Source organism: Bradyrhizobium sp. IC4059 (assembly GCF_020193615.1).
In the GTDB taxonomy this organism is placed as follows: Bacteria; Pseudomonadota; Alphaproteobacteria; order Rhizobiales; family Xanthobacteraceae; genus Bradyrhizobium; species Bradyrhizobium yuanmingense.
In genome coordinates, this window is record NZ_JADYVH010000010.1 from 65268 (window position 1) to 79870 (window position 14603).

Annotated in this window: 9 protein-coding genes; 8 read left to right on the forward strand and 1 reads right to left on the reverse strand. The window is 67.0% G+C overall.

Annotated elements, in window-relative coordinates:
* Positions 1 to 86: 86 nt before the first annotated feature.
* From I6F12_RS27460 to I6F12_RS27495, 8 genes are all read left to right on the forward strand, one after another.
* Positions 87 to 2591, forward strand: coding sequence for a PAS domain-containing sensor histidine kinase (locus I6F12_RS27460; protein ID WP_057027860.1), 2505 nt, complete (start codon positions 87 to 89; stop codon positions 2589 to 2591).
* Positions 2588 to 4105, forward strand: coding sequence for a tRNA (adenosine(37)-N6)-threonylcarbamoyltransferase complex ATPase subunit type 1 TsaE (tsaE, locus tag I6F12_RS27465; RefSeq protein WP_225157652.1), 1518 nt, complete (start codon positions 2588 to 2590; stop codon positions 4103 to 4105). The genes I6F12_RS27460 and tsaE overlap by 4 nt, the downstream gene beginning before the upstream one ends.
* An 87-nt stretch (positions 4106 to 4192) precedes the next feature.
* Entirely contained in the window at positions 4193 to 4510 is a 318-nt protein-coding gene (locus I6F12_RS27470; RefSeq protein WP_036009083.1) for a PilZ domain-containing protein, read from the forward strand.
* 119 nt (positions 4511 to 4629) lie between these two features.
* Positions 4630 to 5352 carry a nucleotidyltransferase family protein gene (locus I6F12_RS27475; RefSeq protein ID WP_036024455.1) on the forward strand — a complete coding sequence of 241 codons (723 nt, stop codon included), beginning with the start codon at positions 4630 to 4632 and terminating at the stop codon, positions 5350 to 5352.
* 215 nt (positions 5353 to 5567) lie between these two features.
* A complete protein-coding gene (addB, locus tag I6F12_RS27480; protein ID WP_225157653.1) occupies positions 5568 to 8714 on the forward strand; it encodes a double-strand break repair protein AddB in 3147 nt (1048 codons plus the stop codon).
* A complete protein-coding gene (gene addA, locus I6F12_RS27485; RefSeq protein WP_225157654.1) occupies positions 8708 to 12217 on the forward strand; it encodes a double-strand break repair helicase AddA in 3510 nt (1169 codons plus the stop codon). The genes addB and addA overlap by 7 nt, the downstream gene beginning before the upstream one ends.
* Before the next feature lie 70 nt (positions 12218 to 12287).
* Entirely contained in the window at positions 12288 to 12608 is a 321-nt protein-coding gene (gene trxA / locus I6F12_RS27490) for a thioredoxin (protein ID WP_008540017.1), read from the forward strand.
* A gap of 143 nt (positions 12609 to 12751) precedes the next feature.
* Positions 12752 to 13759 carry an ATP-dependent DNA ligase gene (locus tag I6F12_RS27495; protein WP_225157752.1) on the forward strand — a complete coding sequence of 336 codons (1008 nt, stop codon included), beginning with the start codon at positions 12752 to 12754 and terminating at the stop codon, positions 13757 to 13759.
* Positions 13760 to 13858: 99 nt separating this feature from the next.
* On the opposite strand, the gene I6F12_RS27500 is transcribed toward I6F12_RS27495, so the two are convergent.
* The gene (locus I6F12_RS27500; RefSeq protein ID WP_036009102.1) at positions 13859 to 14599 is read right to left on the reverse strand and encodes a metallophosphoesterase family protein; all 741 of its coding nucleotides are present in this window, start codon (positions 14597 to 14599) and stop codon (positions 13859 to 13861) included.
* Positions 14600 to 14603: the final 4 nt, after the last annotated feature.

Sequence of the window (14603 nt, forward strand, 5' to 3'; positions counted from 1 at the left end):
GAGGGTATTGTCTTTTGATTCGCGCGCGACGGGGGTCGCCGCGCGCAGATTCGTGCGGTCTTGAATTTCCGCGTCTTGGGGCAACTATGTCAGGCGTGATCGTGTCGATGCGTCGGACGCTGTTGTCGTGCACATCGCTGGCGCGCAACGGCTTGGTGGGAGGCGCTCTCGCAGCGCTGCTGCCGGCTGCGCCGGCCAAGGCCGCCGACCTCATCGACACCCTTTCCCTCGTGATGGATCTCAACCGGCAGGAACTCGCGGTGCTCGCCACCGCGCTGGCCCTGCTCGGCTTTTCGGTGATGGCCGCGATCCTGTTGATGCGGACGCGGGTGCGCACGGCGAAGAACGAGGCGCGGCTGCGCGCGCGGATCGGGGAACTTCAGCTCCAGGCCGACCGCTTCGGCGCACTGTTGTTCGCCGAGCCGCAGATCCTGATCTCATGGCCGGCGGGCGACAACCGCGCGCAGATTTCCGGCGATATCGCGCTGGTGCTGCCGCGCGATTCCTCGCCGCAGCGCGTGCTGGCGTTCGGAACCTGGCTGCCGCCGGAACCGGCGCTGCTGATGGACCATGCGGTCGATGCGCTGCGCGAGCGCGGCGACGGGTTCCAGCTGACGCTGACCACCGCGCACGGCCATATGCTGGAAGCGATCGGGCGCGCCATCGGCGGCCAGGCCATCGTCCGCATTCGCGAGCTCTCGGGCCTGCGCCGTGATCTGGCCGAAACCAATCTGCGCTACAAGGCGCTCTCCGACGAGACCGAGATGCTTCGCGGCTTTGCCGCGGCCGCACCGTGGCCGATCTGGGCGAAGGGCGAGAACGGCGCGCTGACCTACGCCAACCCGGCCTATGTGCGCGCCACCGAGGCGACCAGCGCCATCGATGCCCAGGAGCGCAAGCTCGAGCTGCTCGACAGTGACGACCGCAATGCGATGGAGCGGGGGCTCAAGGACGCCGCCAATTTCACCTCGCGGCTGCCGATCGTGGTCGGCGGCGAACGGCGCATCTACGACGTGCGCGCCGTCAATGTCGGCAGCGGCAGCGTCGGCGTCGCCATCGATGCCAGCGAGGCGGATGCGCTGAGCTCGGCGCTGGTGCGCATGGCGGAGGCGCACCGCCGCACGCTCGACCAGCTCTCCTCCGGCGTTGCCGTGTTCGACGGCCAGCGGCGCCTTGCCTTCTACAACGATTCCTATCGCCGGCTGTGGGATCTCGATCGCAACTTCCTCGACGCTCATCCCGACGATTCCAGCGTGCTCGACCAACTCCGCGCCGCGCGCAAATTACCGGAGCAGCCGGATTTCCGCGCCTGGAAGGCCAAGCTGCACGAGGCCTATCGCGCGGTCGAGACCGCCAAGGACACCTGGTTCCTGCCTGACGGCCGCGCGCTCTCGGTCGTCACCACGCCGAATCCCGAGGGCGGCGTCACCTATCTGTTCGACGACGTCACCGAAAGCCTCGACCTCGCCCGCCGCTTCGACGGCCTGATCCGCGTCCAGCGCGAGACGCTGGACAGCCTCGCCGAGGGGGTCGCGGTGTTCGGCAGCAACGGCAAGGCGCAGCTGTTCAATCCGGCCTTCGTGCGGATGTGGAAGCTGTCGAGCGATGCCATGCGCGACGAGCCGCATATCCAGACCGTCGAAGGCTGGTGCCATCAGCTGTTCGACGATCCGCAAGTCTGGCGCCAGATCCGCGAGGCCATCACCGCGATCGAGAACCGCGCCGACCTGCCGCTGAAGCTGGAGCGCAAGGACGGCAGCGTGCTCGACGGCATGATCCGGCCGTTGCCGGACGGCGCCACCATGCTGACCTTCCAGGACATCACCGACACCGAGAATGTCGAGCGCGCGCTGCGCGAGCGCAACGAGGCGCTGGAGGCGGCCGACCAGATGAAGGTGGATTTCGTCCACCACGTCTCCTACGAGCTGCGCTCGCCGCTCACCACTATCATCGGCTTCGCGCATTTCCTCAGCGATCCCTCGACCGGACCGCTGACGCCGAAGCAGGCCGAATATCTCGACTACGTCACCAAATCGACCAACGCTCTGCTCGCGCTCACCAACAACATCCTGGATCTCGCCACCATCGACGCCGGCGCGATGAAGCTGGAACTCGGGCAGGTCGACGTCAGCAAGGCCATCGAGCTTGCCGCCGAGGGCATCCAGGACCGGCTCGCCACCGACCGCATCCGCCTCAAGGTCGAGATCGCGCCCGACGTCGGCAGCTTCGTCGGCGACGAGAAGCGCGTGGTGCAGGTGCTCTATAACCTCCTCGCCAACGCCGTCGGGTTTTCTCCACAGGATTCCACCGTCGGCATCAGCGCGCGGCGCACCGAACGCAGCGTGGTCTTCACCGTGACAGATTCGGGCCCTGGAATACCTGCCGACATGAAAGACAAGGTGTTCAACTGGTTCGAAAGCCGCTCGCAGGGCTCGCGTCACCGTGGCGCCGGGCTCGGCCTGTCGCTGGTGCGCTCCTTCGTCGAGCTGCATGGCGGCAAGGTGCGGGTGGATTCGATCGTCGGCCGGGGCACGGTCGTGATCTGCGATTTCCCGACCGACCAGGCGGCGCATCGCGACGCCGCCGAATGACGGAAACAACCACATTCTCCGTCGCGCTTCACAACGAGACGGCCACGGCGCAATTAATGGCCGACCTCGCGCTGCTGGTCGGTCCCGGTGACGTCATTACGCTGACCGGCGATCTCGGCGCCGGCAAGACCGCGGCGGCGCGCAGCCTGATCCGCTATCTCGCCGGTGACGATGCGCTGGAAGTGCCGAGCCCGACCTTCACGCTGGTGCAGGGCTACGAGCTGCCACCCTTCCCGGTGCTGCATGCCGATCTCTACCGTGTCGAGGAGGAGAGCGAGCTCGAGGAGATCGGGCTGTCGCCGCTGCCCGATGCCACGCTGGTGCTGATCGAATGGCCGGAGCGCGCCCCGTCGGCGATGCCCGAGAACCGCATCGACATCGCGCTGACGCATCGGCCGGCGCTGGGCTCGAACGCGCGTGCCGCCGACATCACCGGCCATGGCAAGAGCGCAGCTATAGTTGCGCGGCTGAAGGCGCTGCGCGACTTCCTCGACGCATCCGGTTACATCGATGCGACGCGCAAGCGCATGCCGGGCGACGCCTCGACACGCTCCTACGCGCGGCTGGTGCGCGATGAGGAAATCGTCATCCTCATGAACTTCCCGCAGCGGCCCGACGGCGCGGCGCTCTACGACGGAAAATCCTACAGCGCCGCGGTGCATCTGGCCGAGAACGTAAAACCCTTCGTCGCCATCGACGAAGGCCTCCGGGCGCAGGGGATCTCCGCGCCTGCGATCCATCATTTCGATCTCGACCAGGGCTTTCTGATCTCCGAGGATTTCGGCAGCGAGGGCGTGATTGAGGGCGATCCGCCGCGGCCGATACTCGAGCGCTACGAAGCCGCCACCGACGTGCTGGCGATGCTGCACGGCAAGACGCTACCGGAGACGCTGCCGCTGGACGGGCAGACCTACGCGATCCCGGTCTTCGACGTCGAGGCGCTGCTGATCGAGATCGGGTTGATGCCGGAATGGTATCTGCCCGATCGCAACACGCCGCTGAGCGATGAGGCGCGCGCGGAATTTTTTGCGATGTGGCGCGAATTGCTGAAGCGGCCGCTGGCAGCGCCGAAGACGTGGATCATCCGCGACTATCACTCGCCCAATCTGATCTGGCTCGGCGAGCGCAGCGGCATCGAACGCGTCGGCGTGATCGATTTCCAGGACGCCGTGCTGGGGCCGCAATCCTACGACGTGGTGTCGCTGCTCCAGGACGCTCGCATCGACGTACCCGAGACTATCGAGCTGACGCTGCTGTCGCGCTACATCAAGGCGCGGCGGGCACAGGACACGAGCTTCGACGCCGCCGGCTTCGCCGAGCTCTACGCGATCATGTCGGCGCAGCGGAACACGCGCCTGCTCGGCACCTTCGCCCGGCTCAACCGCCGCGATGGCAAGCCGCATTACCTGCGCCATCAGCCGCGGATCTGGACTTATCTCCAGCGCTCGCTGGCGCATCCCGCGCTCGCCCATCTGCGCGACTGGTATCTCGCCAACGTCCCGCCGCCGGGCTGATTCAGGACCGATTTACCGGCCGTTAGCCAAGATGTCGCTATTCTGGCGCCGAGGGAGCCGGAACATTGCGGGGCTGGAGCGGAGCAGATGGCAGCGAAAGCGGATCAGCGCGGAAATAGCCGGGTTATTTTCGAGCGCGGGTTTTCGGCCCAGATGATGGGAATCGACGGCACCTGGCGGCGCGACTGCACCATGGAGGACGTCTCCGAGACCGGCGCCAAGCTGACGATCGACGGCTCGGTCGAAGGCCTGCATCTGAAGGAATTCTTTCTCCTGCTGTCGTCCACGGGGCTCGCCTACCGGCGTTGCGAGCTGGCCTGGGTCAATGGCGACCAGATCGGCGTCAATTTCCTGAAAGTGGGCGACAAGAAGAAGAAGGTACGTTCCACAGCCGTTGGGGCGTGACGGCAACACCCGTCGTACAACCGTCACGGCGGGTGGTTAAGGCGGTTGAGATGCGGTGCGGCAGATCGAGCCTCGTGTTAGGATTGCTGCGAACGCGAAAGGTCCTGAGAAGGGGAAGGATGTCCGTCAAGCCGACCAAAGCCATGGTGCTCGCCGCAGGGTTTGGCCTGCGCATGCGCCCCCTGACGGACAAGATGCCGAAGCCGATGGTGCCGGTCGCAGGCCAGCCGTTGCTCGACCACGTGCTCGACAAGCTCGGCCAGGCCGGCGTGACCGAGGCGGTGGTCAACGTGCACTATTTGCCGGACCAGATCATCGACCACGTCGCATCACGCCAGCTTCCGCGCGTGACGATCTCCGACGAGCGCGACCAGGTGCTCGGCACCGGCGGCGGCGTCGTCAAGGCGCTGCCGCTGCTCGGCGATGCGCCGTTCTTCCATGTCAATTCCGACACGCTGTGGATCGACGGTGTGCGCTCGAACCTGACGCGGCTCGCGGAAAATTTCGACCCTGATCGCATGGACATCCTGCTCCTGATGGCGCCGACCGCGACCAGCATCGGCTATGGCGGCCGCGGCGATTACGGCATGCTGCCCGACGGCGCCTTGCGCAAGCGCAAGGAGAAGGAGGTCGTTCCGTTCGTCTATGCCGGCGCAGCGATCATGTCGCCCGCGATCTTCGTGGACGCACCCAAGGGCGAATTCTCGCTGACGAAGATGTTCGATCGCGCGGGCGAGCAGGAACGGCTGTTCGGCCTGCGCCTCGACGGCGTCTGGATGCATGTCGGCACGCCCGATGCCGTGCACGCCGCGGAAGAGGCGTTTTTGGAGAGCGTGGCGTAGGGGCTGCCTCGAAGACGGTGCCGCAGGGTGGGCAAAGGCGCCCTTGCGCCGTGCCCACCATCTGTCTCGACCTCAAAAATGCGTGGGCACGCTTCGCTTTGCCCACCCTACGAGACCTGTTTCGGTCCGGCGAACAGCGGGGACGACTCCTCCTCCACCCATGACCATTTGACCCCGCCTCCCTATATTGCCTGATCCTTCGAATCAGGCAGCTCATGCGCGTCTTCAGCGTTCCCATCTCAGTTCCGTTCCTGCGCACGGTCGTCACCGCCCTGCTCGATGGGCGGCTGGTCGAGGGATTCGAGGCGCGCAAGGAACCGGCGCGGCTGGCGGACGCCACGCTGTATCTGCCGACGCGGCGCGCCATGCGGATCGTGCGCGAGATCTTTCTCGACGAGATGAAGGCGGATGCCGTCGTGCTGCCGCGCATCGTCGCGCTCGGCGACATCGACGAGGACGAGCTCGCTTTCGCGGGCGAGAGCGAACAGTTTTCCGGGACCGCGCCGCTCGACATTCCGCCGCGCCTGGGCGAGCTCGAACGGCGTCTGACGCTGGCGCAGCTCGTCGCCGCCTGGGCCAAGGGCCCGGTGCTGGCGCCGCTGGTGGTGGGCGGCCCCGCCTCGACGCTGGCGCTGGCGTCCGATCTCGCGCGCCTGATCGACGACATGGTGACGCGCGGCGTCGACTGGAGCGCCCTTGATGGGCTCGTGCCTGATAACCTCGACCGCTACTGGCAGCACTCGCTCGAATTCCTGCGCATCGCCCGCATCGCCTGGCCCAATCATCTCACCGAGATCAACCGGATCGAGCCGGCCGCGCGGCGCGATCTTCTGATCGCCGCGGAAGCGAGGCGCTTGACCGCGCATCCAAATGGACCCGTGGTTGCGGCGGGTTCGACCGGCTCGATGCCGGCCACCGCCAAATTTCTCCATGCGGTCGCCGCGCTGCCGCATGGCGCCGTGGTGCTGCCGGGCCTCGATACCGATCTCGACGACGACGCCTGGCGCAGCATCGGCGGCGTGCGCGATGCGCTCGGCAAGTTCGCGGAACATCCGGCCTCGAACCATCCGCAATACGCCATGAATGCGCTGCTGCAACGCTTCGGCATCAAGCGCAGCGATGTCGAGATTTTGCAGCCGCCGGCGGAAGACGGCCGCGACCTGCTCGCGTCGGAATCGATGCGGCCGTCCGCCAAGACCGAGGTCTGGCACGACCGGCTGAAGCAGCCCGATGTTGCCGCGAAGATCGCGGGCGGCATGAAGAACCTCGCGGTGGTCGAAGCGCCCAATCCTGAAATGGAAGCGCTCGCCATCGCCATCGCCATGCGCGAGGCCAGACACCTGGACAAATCCGCGGCGCTGGTCACGCCCGACCGCGCCCTGGCGCGGCGGGTGATGGCGGCGCTGACCCGATGGGATCTCGCCTTCGATGATTCCGGCGGCGACGTCTTGATGGAGACATCCGCCGGCACGTTTGCGCGCCTTGCGGCAGAGGCGGTGACCAAGGGCCTGGAGCCGCCGACGCTGCTGGCGATGCTGAAGCATCCGCTGTGCCGGCTCGGCCGCGCGCCGGGCGCGTGGAAGATGGCAATCGAGAGCCTGGAGCTTGCGGTGCTGCGCGGCACGCGTCCGCCGGCAGGCACCGCGGGCCTCCTGCGCGAGTTCAACCGCTTCCGCGATGAGCTGGCAAAGCTGTGGCGCAGCGAGGTCTCCGCACTGCATCGCGCCGAGCCGCGGGCGCGTCTCAAGGCCGAGGATCTCGATCGCATCCAGGCTCTGATCGACGCCCTGCAAAAGGCATTGGCGTCGATCGAGAGCCTGCCGCCGGCGAAGCCGTATGATTTCGCGGAGCTTGCGCATCGGCATCGCGAGATCATGATCGAGCTGTCGCGCGACGATCAGGGCATTCCGCTCGCCTTCGAGGATCGCGATGGACTCGCGCTCGCCGGCGCCTTCGACGATCTCTTGCGCGGCGGCACGACCAGCGGATTGCTGGTGCAGCTAGCGGATTACCCGGACGTCTTCCAGACCGCGTTCAGCGATCGCGCGGTGCGGCGGCGCGACAGGCCGGGCGCGCGGCTGCAAATCTACGGCCCGCTGGAATCGCGCCTGATGCAGGCCGACCGCATCATCATTGGCGGCCTGATCGAAGGCGTCTGGCCACCGGCGCCGCGCATCGATCCCTGGCTGAGCCGGCCGATGCGGCACGAGCTCGGGCTCGATCTGCCGGAGCGCCGCATTGGCCTGTCCGCCCATGATTTCGCGCAACTGCTCGGCGGCGACGAGGTCATTCTCACCCACTCCGCGAAGGCCGGCGGCGCGCCGGCGGTGGCCTCGCGCTTCCTGCATCGGCTGGAGGCGGTGGCCGGCGACGAGCTCTGGCAGGCGGCCGTTCGCGCGGGCGAGACATATGTGCAGTTCGCTGCCGCGCTCGACCAGCCCGACGACGTCAAGCCGATCAAGCAGCCGGAGCCCCGGCCGCCGCGCGCGACACGGCCGCTCAAGATGTCGGTCACCGAGATCGAAGACTGGCTGCGCGATCCCTACACGATCTACGCCAAACGCATCTTGAGGCTCGATGCGCTCGACCCGGTCGACATGCCGCTCTCGGCCGCCGATCGCGGTTCGGCGATTCACGATGCCATCGGCGAGTTCACCGAAAGCTATGCGGCGCGTCTGCCCGACGATCCCGCGCGGGTGCTGCGCGCGATCGGCGAGAAGCACTTTGCACCGCTGATGGAGCGGCCCGAAGCACGGGCGCTGTGGTGGCCGCGCTTCCAGCGCATCGCGCGCTGGTTCGGCGAATGGGAGACGTCGCGGCGCGAGGCGATCGCGGCGATCGTCGCGGAGACCCGTGGCGAGATCTCGATCATGCTCGATCCTCAGCGCAGCTTCCGCCTTTCCGCGCGCGCCGACCGCATCGAACGCCGCCAGGGCGGCGGCTACGCCATCCTCGACTACAAGACCGGCCAGCCGCCGACCGGCAAGCAGGTCCGCATGGGCCTGTCGCCGCAGCTGACGTTGGAAGCCGCGATCCTGCGCGAGGGCGGTTTTCCCGACATCGACGCCGGCGCCTCCGTGAGCCAGCTCGTCTATGTCCGCCTCAGCGGCAACAACCCGCCGGGCGAGGAGCGCATCCTCGAGCTCAAGTTCAAGCCGGGCGACGAGCCGCAGCCGCCGGACACCGCGGCCGCCGAGGCGAGGGCAAAGCTGGAAGCGCTGATCCGCGCCTTCGAGGACGAGAACCAGGCCTATACATCGCTGAACCTGCCGATGTGGGCGAATCGCTACGGCACCTATGACGACCTTGCCCGGATCAAGGAATGGTCGGCGGCCGGCGGGTTGGGGATCGAGGAATGGTGAAGGCGCCGCGTCCCATCCCCGACGAGGTGCGCGCGCGGCAGGCGCGCGCATCCGATCCGACCGCGTCGGCCTTCGTCTCGGCCAACGCCGGCTCGGGCAAGACGCATGTGCTGGTGCAGCGCGTGATCCGCCTGCTGCTCTCGGGCGTGCCACCGGAGAAAATTCTCTGCATCACCTTCACAAAAGCTGCCGCCGCAAACATGGCCGAGCGCGTGTTCACCACGCTCGGTCATTGGGTGACGCTGGACGATGACGCGCTCGACGCGGCGATCCGCGCGGTCGGCATCCCGCATCCCGGCGCAAAACTGCGCCGCGACGCGAGAAAACTGTTCGCCTGCGCGCTGGAGACGCCGGGCGGGCTGAAGGTGCAGACCATCCACGCACTGTGTACCCGCCTGCTCCAGCAATTTCCGTTCGAGGCCAACGTTCCCGCACGCTTCGCCGTGATCGACGAGCGCGACCAGACCGACATGATGGAACGCGCCAATTTGAAGGTGCTGCTGGAAGCCGCACGCGATCCGGAGAGCGTCACCGGCCGCGCGCTGCTGACGGCGATGGCGAGCGCCGCGGATGTCACCTTCAAGGAGGTCGTGCGCGAGGCGTGCCTCAGCCGCGATCATTTCATGGCCTGGACCGACCAGGCCGGCAATGCGGAAGCCGCAGCGGCGCAGATGGCTGCGGTGCTGGGCGTTGACATCGGCGACCGTATCGAAGCCGTCGAGACGGAAATTCTCGACGGCCCGTTCCTGCCGCGCGCGCGCTGGGACGACATTGCCTTCGCGCTGGAGGACGGCAGCAAATCCGACAATGACCAGGCAGGGCGGCTGCGCGCGGCAAAGGTGTTTTCCGGCAGCGATCAGGTCGACGCCTATCTGTCCGTCTTCCTCACGGACGACAAGCTGCCGCGCAAGGCAGTGCTGACCAAGAAGTTCTGCGATCACAATCCCTCCGTGGCCCGCCTGTTCGAAGCCGAGGCGCAGCGCCTTGCAGGGCTGATCGAAAAGCGCCGCGCCGTGACGGTTCGGGACCGCACCGCGGCCCTGCTGCATATCGCGACAGCGGCCGCCGCGAATTACCGCCGCGAGAAGCAGGAGCGCGGCCTGCTCGACTACGACGACCTCATCGACAAGACGCTGGCGATGCTGGACCGCATCGCCTCGGGCTGGGTGCATTACAAGCTCGACCGCGGTGTCGATCACGTGTTGATCGACGAGGCGCAGGATACCAGCCCGCGCCAATGGGACATCATCGCGCACATCATCTCCGAGTTCACCGCCGGCGAAGGCGCGCGCGAGGGGCTGAACCGCACCATCTTCGCCGTCGGCGACGAGAAGCAGTCGATCTTCTCGTTCCAGGGCGCAGCTCCCCACGAGTTCGACGCGCGCAGGCGCGAGCTGCATCGCAAGTTCACCGCCGCCGGCCTGAAATTCGATCCGGTCGCCTTCACCTATTCGTTCCGCTCGGGCGCGACGATCCTGCATTCGGTCGACCACGTCTTCCGCGATCCCGCGATCTACAAGAGCATCCATTCGGTCGAGATCGGCCATCCCCTGCACAATTCGCTGAGCGATGCCGGCCCGAGCGTGATCGAGCTGTGGGATCTCGCCGAGGCCGACGATCGGCAGGACATCGAGGGCTGGCGTGCGCCATTCGACGGCGTCGCCGTCACCAGCCCCGAGGTCAAGCTTTCCCGACGCATCCAGGCCGAGATCAAGCGGCTGGTCGAGAGCGGCACGCTGACCGGGCACGAGGGCGAGCGTCGTCCTCTTCGCTATGGCGACATGCTGATCCTGGTGCGCCGGCGCGGCAACGCATTCGACGCCGTGATCCAGGCGCTGAAGCACGCCGGCATTCCGGTCGCGGGTGCCGACCGCCTCAAGCTCACCGAGCACATCGCCATCATCGACTTGATGAACCTGGCCGACGCGCTGCTGCTGCCACAGGACGATCTCGCGCTCGCGGTGGCGCTGAAGAGCCCGCTGTTCGGGCTCGATGACGACGATTTGTTCCAGCTTGCGTGGGACCGCAAGGGATCGCTGCGCCGCGCGCTGGGCGACCATGCGGCCACAAGCGAGAAATTCACCACGGCGTTGCGACGCCTAGAAGCCTGCGAGATCCGCGCCCGCGAGGAGACGCCGTTCGCGTTCTACGCCTGGCTGCTGGGCGGCGATGGCGGGCGTGCGCGCATCCTGCGCCGGCTCGGCCACGAGGCCAATGACGCGCTCGACGAATTCCTGGAGCTCGCGCTGAACTACGAGCGCAAGGCGCCGGCTTCGCTGCAGGGCTTCATGGCCTGGCTCCGCTCGGCCGACACCGAAGTGAAGCGCGACATGGAGATCTCGCGCGACGAGGTGCGGGTCATGACCGTACACGGCGCCAAGGGCCTGGAGGCCTCGGTCGTGTTCATGGTCGACACCACGTCTTCGCCCGCGGACTCGCAGCGGCTGCGGCTGATCCAGGTACCGCGCGGCAATGGCGGCGAGGTCGTGGTCTGGGCCGGCCGCAAGGCCGACGATCCCAGGCCTGTCGCCGAGGCGCGCAAGGCGATGCTGGAGGAGACCGAGGGCGAATATCGCCGCCTGCTCTACGTCGCGATGACGCGCGCGGCCGATCGGCTGATCGTCGGCGGCTGCATGCCCGGCAGCATGAGGACGGTGCGCAAGCTGAGCTGGTACGACCTCGTCGACACCGGGCTCAAAGGCTCGGGCCTCGACAAGCAGGTGATCGAGACGCCGCTCGGCAAGGTCACCCGGTTCGCCCGTCCTGAGGACGTCGCGGCGCTGGGCGCGCCGGCGGCCTCCGTGCACCAGACCATCGCGCTGCCGGAGTGGCTGCGGACACCGGCCCCGCGCGAGACCATCGACGAGGATCCCGTGCGCCCCTCGGGCCAGCCTGCCGAGGAGGGCCGCAGCGTCCGATCGGGCGAATCGGTGCAGTCGCGCGCGCGGGCGTTGCAACGCGGCACGCTGGTGCATCGCCTGTTGCAAGCGCTGCCCGAGATCGCCGGCGAGCGCCGGCGCGAGGCCGCGCTCGGCTTCATGGCGCGCAACGCCGCGGACTGGCCGGAGGCCGATCGCATCGCACTGGCCGACAAGGTGCTCGCCCTGATCACGGAGCCGCGTTTCGCGCCCGTCTTTGCCGCCGGCAGCCGGGCGGAGGTCGCGATCGCCGGGCGGCTGGAGCGGCCGGGCCGCACGCCGGCCCTGGTGTCGGGGCAGATCGACCGGCTGGTCGTGCGCCCCGAGGAGGTCCTGATCGTCGACTTCAAGACCAACCAAGCAGCGCCTAAAAGCGCGGCCGAGGCGCCGGCGACCTATGTCCTCCAGCTTGCGCTGTACCGGGCGGTGCTGTCGCGGCTTTATCCCCAAAAGCCGGTCAGGGCCGTCCTGCTCTGGACCGAGGCCCTTGAATATATGGAGATTTCGCCCCCCGCGCTGGACGCGGCGCTGGCATCCCTTCATCTCGGTGTGAGCGTCCTTGACCCGGCAAGGGGCCGTTCATAGGTTGACCGCATGATCCCGGGCGCGATTCCAGGTCGCGCCGATTCTCTTTCAACCGAGTGAGGTACTCCCAATGGCCGTTAGCAAGGTTTCCGACGCCGATTTCGAAGCCGAAGTGCTCAAGGCGAACGGCCCCGTGGTCGTCGATTTCTGGGCCGAATGGTGCGGCCCCTGCCGCATGATCGCACCCGCACTCGACGAGATCGCCGGCGCGATGGGCGACAAGGTCAAGATCGTGAAGCTCAATGTCGACGAGAGCCCGAAGACCGCCTCGAAGTATGGCGTGATGTCGATCCCGACTCTGATGATCTTCAAGGGCGGCGAAATGGCCTCGCGCCAAGTCGGCGCCGCGCCGAAGGCGAAGCTGCAGCAGTGGATCACCTCCGCGGTCTGATCCACTGGCGCAAGATTATTTTCGACAACGGCCGGCGAAAGCCGGCCGTTTGGCGTTGATGGGGCGTATTCAGCGTATGACGAGTCCTGCCCTTGCCTGCTCCTCCCCGAAAGCGCGATCGCAAGCCCACCTCTCTCGCCGCAATGGAGGCGCGGTCGGTCGACGCGATCCCGCGCGGCGGTGAATGGCAATATGAACCCAAGTGGGACGGCTTCCGCTGCCTGCTGGCGCGCAACGGCAGCAACGTCGATCTGCGCTCCAAATCCGGCGAAGACCTCGCGCGCTACTTCCCGGAAGTCGTCACTGCTGCCTTGGAGCTGAAGGCCGACCGTTTCACGCTCGACGGCGAGATCGTCGTGCCGCACGGCAAGAGCTTTTCCTTCGACGCGCTGCTGCAACGCATTCATCCGGCGGCAAGCCGCGTGAAGAAGCTCTCAGTGGAGACACCGGCGCTCTACCTCGTCTTCGATCTGCTCGCGACATCCGGACAGAAGGGCCTGGCTGAGAAGACGCTGCGCGAGCGCCGGCCGGCGCTGGAAGCCTTCGCGAAAGCCAACATCAAGGGCAGCCTCTTCCGTCTTTCGCCGACGACGACGAGCTACGCCACAGCCAAAAAGTGGCTCGCGCAATCCGGCGGCGGCTCGGACGGCGTCATCGCCAAGCGGATCGATCTGCCCTATCAGGCGGGAAATCGCGACGGCATGCAGAAGATCAAGAAATTCCGCAGCGCCGATTGCGTGGTCGGTGGCTTCCGCTATGCCACCAACAAGATCGCCGGCCGGAACGTCGTCGGCTCGCTGCTGCTCGGGCTCTACGACGATGACGGCCTGCTGCACCATGTCGGCTTCACCTCGGCGATCAAGGCGGAGGCGAAGCCTGATCTGACCGATCGGCTCGAAGCACTGATCGGCGAGCCCGGCTTCACCGGCAACGCGCCGGGCGGGCCGAGCCGCTGGTCGACGGAGCGTTCCGCAAAGTGGTGTCCGCTGAAGCCGAAGCTGGTGATCGAGGTCTGCTACGACCATTTCAGCGGCGAACGCTTCCGTCACGGCACCTCAATCCTGCGCTGGCGCCCGGACAAGGCGCCGCGGCAATGCACGTTCGAGCAGCTGAAGCAGAAGGCGGCCGATCCGATGAAGCTGTTGAAGTAGCCCGTAGCCCGGATGGAGCGGAGCGTAATCCGGGAATCATGCCCCAAGCAACGATGGCCCCGGATTGCGCTCCGCTCCCTCCGGGCTACGCAGCAACACCTACTTGATCCACCCCGTCGCCAGCGCGTTCGCAAGCTCCGGCTGACCATTGCGGCGCGCCAGCGCGGCCATGGCCTCGTGATCGTAGGCGACGTGGCGGAACGTCACCTGCCAGGCAGCATCGGCACGTTCGAGGATCGCATAGCGCGCGTGCGGCGTGCCGGCCTCGACCACATGCGCGTACGGATGCTTGTCGCGAAAACCAGGGCTACCGACGCTGCCGGGATTGACGATCAGCCGGCCGTCGCGCAGGCGCACCGCGCGGGCGAGGTGGGTGTGGGCGCACAGGATCAGCGATTGCGTGATGCCGTCCGCGAGCTGCTCGATGCGGTCGAGCGGCGACAGCGCCACCGTGCCGTCGGGATGAACGGTGTCGAGCCAGTACACCTCATCGCTGCTGGGCGTCGCGTGGCAGACGAACACCTGCTCACGGAAGACACGCGTCATCGGCTGCGCGCGCAGCCAGTCGAGGTGGGCGGCATCGAGCTGTTCGTAGGCAGGACGATCCCACGAACCCATTTTCTCCGGCGGACGGTCGAGCAAATAACGGTCGTGATTGCCAAGCACGTGCACGGCGTCGAGCGGCATCAGGATCTCGATGGTGCGGCGCGCATTGAGCGGGCCACTCAGCATGTCGCCGAGATTGACGATGTCGGCAATACCGAGCGCGCGGATGTCGGCGAGCACGGCCTCCAGCGCGAGATAGTTTCCGTGGACATCGGCAATCGCGGCGAAGCGCATTGGC

Bases quoted from the DNA above. Each gene is read 5' to 3' on its own strand.
- tsaE (WP_225157652.1), top strand. From the start codon at position 2,588: ATGACGGAAACAACCACATTCTCCGTCGCGCTTCACAACGAGACGGCC.
- I6F12_RS27470 (WP_036009083.1), top strand. From the start codon at position 4,193: ATGGCAGCGAAAGCGGATCAGCGCGGAAATAGCCGGGTTATTTTCGAG.
- addA (WP_225157654.1), top strand. From the start codon at position 8,708: ATGGTGAAGGCGCCGCGTCCCATCCCCGACGAGGTGCGCGCGCGGCAG.
- I6F12_RS27460 (WP_057027860.1), top strand. From the start codon at position 87: ATGTCAGGCGTGATCGTGTCGATGCGTCGGACGCTGTTGTCGTGCACA.
- addB (WP_225157653.1), top strand. From the start codon at position 5,568: ATGCGCGTCTTCAGCGTTCCCATCTCAGTTCCGTTCCTGCGCACGGTC.
- I6F12_RS27475 (WP_036024455.1), top strand. From the start codon at position 4,630: ATGTCCGTCAAGCCGACCAAAGCCATGGTGCTCGCCGCAGGGTTTGGC.
- I6F12_RS27500 (WP_036009102.1), bottom strand. From the start codon at position 14,599: ATGCGCTTCGCCGCGATTGCCGATGTCCACGGAAACTATCTCGCGCTG.
- I6F12_RS27495 (WP_225157752.1), top strand. From the start codon at position 12,752: ATGGAGGCGCGGTCGGTCGACGCGATCCCGCGCGGCGGTGAATGGCAA.
- trxA (WP_008540017.1), top strand. From the start codon at position 12,288: ATGGCCGTTAGCAAGGTTTCCGACGCCGATTTCGAAGCCGAAGTGCTC.